Source organism: Agrobacterium sp. MS2 (assembly GCF_003261015.1).
GTDB classification, from domain to species: Bacteria; Pseudomonadota; Alphaproteobacteria; order Rhizobiales; family Rhizobiaceae; genus Agrobacterium; species Agrobacterium pusense.
Genome location: NZ_QLNF01000089.1, coordinates 1 through 5,216 on the forward strand (window position 1 = coordinate 1; position 5,216 = coordinate 5,216).

5 protein-coding genes and 1 pseudogene are annotated in these 5,216 nt (G+C 56.7%); 5 read left to right on the forward strand and 1 reads right to left on the reverse strand.

What is annotated here, in order from left to right; all coding sequences use genetic code 11:
* Positions 1 to 918: 918 nt before the first annotated feature.
* On the reverse strand, positions 919 to 1,509 hold the full coding sequence (locus tag DOU54_RS26200; RefSeq protein ID WP_234882129.1) for a TetR/AcrR family transcriptional regulator: 591 nt from the start codon (positions 1,507 to 1,509) through the stop codon (positions 919 to 921).
* A 258-nt stretch (positions 1,510 to 1,767) separates the two neighbouring features.
* Here DOU54_RS26200 and DOU54_RS26205 point away from each other — a divergent pair, with 258 nt between their 5' ends.
* The 5 genes and pseudogenes from DOU54_RS26205 to DOU54_RS26225 form a co-directional block, all read left to right on the forward strand.
* Positions 1,768 to 2,769, forward strand: coding sequence for a catalase family protein (locus DOU54_RS26205; RefSeq protein ID WP_092938804.1), 1,002 nt, complete (start codon positions 1,768 to 1,770; stop codon positions 2,767 to 2,769).
* Between the two features lie 51 nt (positions 2,770 to 2,820).
* Positions 2,821 to 3,432, forward strand: coding sequence for a hypothetical protein (locus DOU54_RS26210; RefSeq protein WP_046797775.1), 612 nt, complete (start codon positions 2,821 to 2,823; stop codon positions 3,430 to 3,432).
* Between the two features lie 2 nt (positions 3,433 to 3,434).
* Positions 3,435 to 4,835, forward strand: a complete 1,401-nt coding sequence (locus DOU54_RS26215) for a Dyp-type peroxidase (protein ID WP_037094933.1) — start codon at positions 3,435 to 3,437, stop codon at positions 4,833 to 4,835.
* Positions 4,832 to 5,035, forward strand: a complete 204-nt coding sequence (locus DOU54_RS26220) for a hypothetical protein (RefSeq protein WP_113732120.1) — start codon at positions 4,832 to 4,834, stop codon at positions 5,033 to 5,035. The genes DOU54_RS26215 and DOU54_RS26220 overlap by 4 nt, the downstream gene beginning before the upstream one ends.
* Positions 5,036 to 5,044: 9 nt before the next feature.
* Positions 5,045 to 5,216, forward strand: a pseudogene (locus DOU54_RS26225) (IS6 family transposase); the annotation flags it as partial.

Below are 5,216 nucleotides of genomic sequence, written 5' to 3' on the forward strand. Positions count from 1 at the left end.
TTAACCAGCTACCCGAGCCGGAAACTCCATTCTTCCAGAGCCCAAAAAGTCTCAAATCATTCGACGACGGACAGTGACGCGCAATCTATCTATTATTCAATAAAACACGACTGTGTCCCAAAGCTTCTGAATTGCCTTCGCGACATCTACCGGTGATTTCGAACGTCTGGTCTGCCTTATTCATTGTGCTCCGATGCGCGAGATTCTGACTGACCGGATAGCGTTGGCCGCCAATAAGAATGCCTCTTGGCATCCTGATCATGTATCGGATGTCGGCATCCAATCACCGCCGCAACGTAGGTTTTCGCTTCCCACACCTCACGTCTTTCGCTGTGTTTCGATGATATGTCTTCGACCGCTTCCAGTGCAAAACCGAGAAGAGCCCGTATTTCCGGTTGCCGCATCCGGCCTGCATGATTGGCATGCCAGATCAATTTCCGGATCAGCGAGGTTTTGTCATCAAGCATTAAGGTTGAAGCGCCTTCGTGACGTGTCAGGCCGCATTGGCGATTTCCTTGAACCTATAAATATGCCACCTCTTTTTCGAGCTCCCGGATTACCAAGGGCTTTCGAACCAACCGCACGTCGCACGGATATTCGTCGATTTCGGCGTCGGGTCCGGCGACGACAATCAGTTTCAGCGGGCGCATGCGTTGAAGAACGGTGAGACATCGACGAAGGTCGACAGTGTCGGCGTCGTGACCGAAAGCCGAATTTATTGAACATCAGATCGTAGTCGATTGCATATTCGGATTGACATTCGACGACCAACGCCCTCGGTCTTTTGTCCCGAACGTAGCGGTGAGAGGAAGCACCCCAACGTGTTCTGGAAAAACTGAAAGCACGCGCACCAAGGCTCGCCATCGAACTCTCCATTGGATTAAATCCGTGTAATGTATCGGGCACCGTTCCTGGCGCTTACTTTACTGATTCAGCGATGCGGTCTGATCCGTGCGGCATCGTATGCAGGCCTGTCATCGCCCGGAAGAATGCCAGCAGCATCTGTTCTCGTGGCATGGCCTGGGCCACGTCGCCCTGCACGGCCATACCCGACCAGAGAGCATAAAGTCCGATGCCGATCTGCAACGGAGGCAAAGTTGGAAGTAGATCATAGCTCTCAACGAGATCCTCGATGAGGTCGCAAAACACCCGATAACAGGTCGCCTTCGTGGCATTATGGCGTTTGGCAAACGCCTCGTCCCGGCGGGCATGGAGCTGCAATTCGATCGACAGAAGCGACCATTCGGGCTCGGCGGCGATGTACGCAAGTCGCTCGGCCAGAATGCATAGCGTCTCTTCAATGGTGTCGCTGGCTGCCTCGTGCACAATCCGTCGCAAGAGCGAAACTTCCTCAAGGATGTGGATCTCCATCAGATCGACGAGAAGATCGTCCTTGCTCGAAAAATTCGAATAGAAAGCACCTTGCGTGCGCCCGGCGGCCGCGCAAATGCTACGGATCGAGATCGACGCGACGCCTTCCTGCACAATCGATGCGTGTGCGGCTTCCAAGAGCTTTTCGCGTGTCTGACGCTGGGTCTCTTTTCTGTTCGTCGGCATTTTATCTCCGCAAAGCAAACCGTGCTGGAACTTTTCTGAAGGTAAGGCATTCTTATCTCAGATATCAAGCGATATCTCAACCCGAGCAAAGTCGATATGGTTTCAAGATAGATTTGAGGCGATCATTTGAGCGAGTACGTTCCCTATCATGCAGATGTCGAAATTCGAGCAGATGATGAGGATGCCCTCACTGCTGAAATCCTCGACATAATGGCTGAATCGAACCGCAAGGCATTCGAGCGCCACCGCCATGCCGTCCGCGACGCGCATGCCAAAAGTCATGGTTTTCTCAAGGGTGAATTGGTTGTGCCGGAACTTCCTGACCATCTGTGCCAGGGATTGTTTGCGCGACCGGCCACTTACTCCGTGATCATTCGCCTGTCCTCCGCACCTGGCGACATTCACTCCGACACCATCCCGGCACCACGTGGCATGGCGATCAAAGTCATCGGCGTCGATGGCGATCGGCTGCTGGCCGACGATGCCGGGCACAATCAGGACTTTCTCCTCGTCAACATCCCGGTTTTGAGCTTTGGTACGATCAAGAAATACCGCCAGCTCGTCGGTCTCCTGGAAAAGAACGCAGAGAACCCGGCGTTCCTCCAGCGGGCCATGGCTGGTGTCGCCCGAGGCGTGGAGACGGCCGTGGAAGCGGTCGGCATCGAGCCAGGTGCGACCTTGAAGGGGTTGGCGCGCGATAATGCCCACTTGCTTGGCGAGACCTATCATTCGATGGCCGCGATCCGGTTTGGCGATTACATCGCCAAGATCAGCGCCGCGCCTTTGTCGGAAAACGTTCGCAATCTGACCGGTCAGGACGTCGGTGATATCGAGGACGGTACGATGCGCGATCTCGTCGTCGATCACTTCAGACAACAGGCCGCGGAATACGAACTGCGCGCCCAGCTCTGTCGCAGTTTAGACCATATGCCCGTCGAAGATGCCGCCGTGCTGTGGCGCGAGGAATTGTCTCCGCAACAGCCCATTGCAACGCTCCGCATTCCCGCTCAGGAGGCGTACTCCCCTGCCCGCCGGGTCTATGGTGACGATGTCTTATCCTTCAATCCCTGGCACGGGATCAAGGATCATCAACCGCTTGGATCGATCATGCGTATCCGCATTGCCGCATACGAGCGGTCGGCGGCACGCCGTCACGCGCTGAACGCGCAGCCCCGTTTAGAGCCGACATCGATCGACGAAATTCCGGATTGAATAATTCCTCATCGCCAGACAATTCATGAATGTCATGGAAAGGAGGCCAGCATGGCCGACACAGACGACACCCCACAGATCGACGAGACGCGTTTGCAAGCCATTCGGCGCAGGATCGAGGAGGTGGTCGGGGACGCCCCGCAACTCGCCAAGCTTGCGCTTGAGCAGATGGTCACAAAGCACAATCCCGATCTCAAGGGTACCGCAGGCTCCGCCGGTCGGGTCGGAGCCCAATCCGGCAATGTCTCCGAGCTGACGGCCATCGCCGATCTTAAGCCCGGTGGCGCCGACCGGCTTCGGCGCATTTTCAATCTGGTGAATGGCAATTTCGACGGCGCTCAGAAGGTTGGCACGCTGCACAACATGCGTTTCGTCTTCTTTGACAATGACACGCGCATCCTCTTCGCCACCGCCTATGATGGCGACTGGGATACCTATATCAACGACTTCGCCACCAAAATCCCGGATCTGATGGATCTGCTCTTCGCCTCCGTCGAGGGCTGGCCTGGCATCGCAAGCCCCAAGGTCAAGGACTTTATCGCCGAACATCAGATTACCGCGGCCGGATGGTTCGTTGCCAATCCGCAGGTCACCGTGGTCGATGTGCGGCGGCTGCAACGAATGGAGCATGCCGTCAATGAATTCCTAGACAAGGTGGGCTGAGTATGAACCTTCTCCAATCGATCAGGCAACGGTTTCGACGCGACAGCGTCTCTCTCGAGCTGGATGACATCCAGGCACTGATCCTCAGAAGCCGCCCCGAGCCTTATGTCGGCATCCACGCCATGCTCCACTTCGATGAGCCCGAGGGTGCAAGGGATCTTCTTGGTCGCCTTGCGCCTCACATTGCCTCGGCAGACAACTGGACCGACAATCTCGATTTCTGGATCGGCGCGGCACTGAGCTTTGAAGGTCTGAAGGCACTCGGCGTTCCGGACGCTCAACTCAACACCTTTCCCTTGCCGTTTCAGCAGGGTATGGCGGCCAGGCGTGAACAGCTTCGCGACTTCGGTCCAAATGCGCCTGAGCAGTGGGAGGACGTGTTCAAACCCGGAAACTGTCATCTAGCGTTGACTATATATGCCGTCGACGACGCGGCACTCGACAAGGCGCTGGCGACGGCGCGGGCAGAACTCGACAGAAGCAGCGGCGTCACGCTCCTCGGTGAGCATCGCTTCGGGGCACCTGATGGTGCTAAAAACCCGTTCGGGTTTCGGGATTCGATCTCGCAGCCGGCCGTCGAAGGCAGCGGGATTGATCCGCTTCCCGGCGAGGAGCGGCCGATCAAAGCTGGGGAGTTCATTCTTGGTTATGAAAGCGAAAACGGCCAGGAACTGGCCATGCCGCAGCCTGCGGTGCTCGGCAGGAACGGCACCTTCGTTGTCCTGCGCAAGTTCCAGAGCCGCGTCGGATGCTTTAATGCGTTCCTCAAGGCCCATGGTGAGACTGAAGAGAAACGCGAGCTCCTTGCTGCCAAAATGTTCGGTCGCTGGCGATCTGGCGCCCCGCTCATTCTGTCGCCGGATCACGACGATCCGCATCTCGGCAATGATCCACAACGCAACAATGACTTCAATTTCAAGGATGATCCGAAGGGACGCGTCGTACCCCTTGGCTGTCACATGCGCCGGCTCAATCCGCGCGACTCCGAGCTGACCCTGCTGACCGACGTCAACATCCATCGCATCATTCGCAGATCATCGACGTTTGGTCCGGTCTATTCAGAGGATGTCACGCCGCAAGATGACGGCAAGGCTGACCGGGGAATTTTCTTCATCTTCATCAGCGCGCGGGCCTATGACACGATCGAGTTCATGCAGCAGGAATGGATCAACCGGGGTAACTTTGTCGATCTCGGGGAAGAGCGAGATCCGATCGTGGGATTGCACGAAGAAGATGGCCAGTTCACCATTCCGCAGACTCCGGTTCGTAAGCGGGTCGACGGCGTTCAGACCTTCAACGTCATGAAGGGCGGCGAATATCTGTTCATGCCAAGTCTTTCAGCGCTCAAGTGGATCGCTGATGCCGGATGGAAAAGGCAGCCGGCAGATGCCTCTGCGCAATGACGGATATCGGCAATCAGGCCGCACCCTGGATGGATATCGAGGAATTCACCCTGGCTGCTCGCGGAATGGTGTTCTCGGGCCTGGCGTGCGGGCCGAAAGAAGGGGAAACTGTCCTTCTCCTTCATGGCTTCCCGCAATTCGCCGACGGCTGGGTGAAGGGGCGTTGTCACGTTGTTCGTGGCTTAACGGTTGACGGATAACCGGACGTGATGAGCACGCCGACTATGAGCTACAAGAACCACCGTTTCCCACCGCATATCATCGCCCATGCCGTCTGGCTGTATTTCCGGTTCCCGTTAAGCCTGCCGCTGGTGGAAGAAATGCTGCTGGAGCGCGGCATTGTCGTGTCCTACGAAACGATCCGGCGCTGGGGCCGGAAAT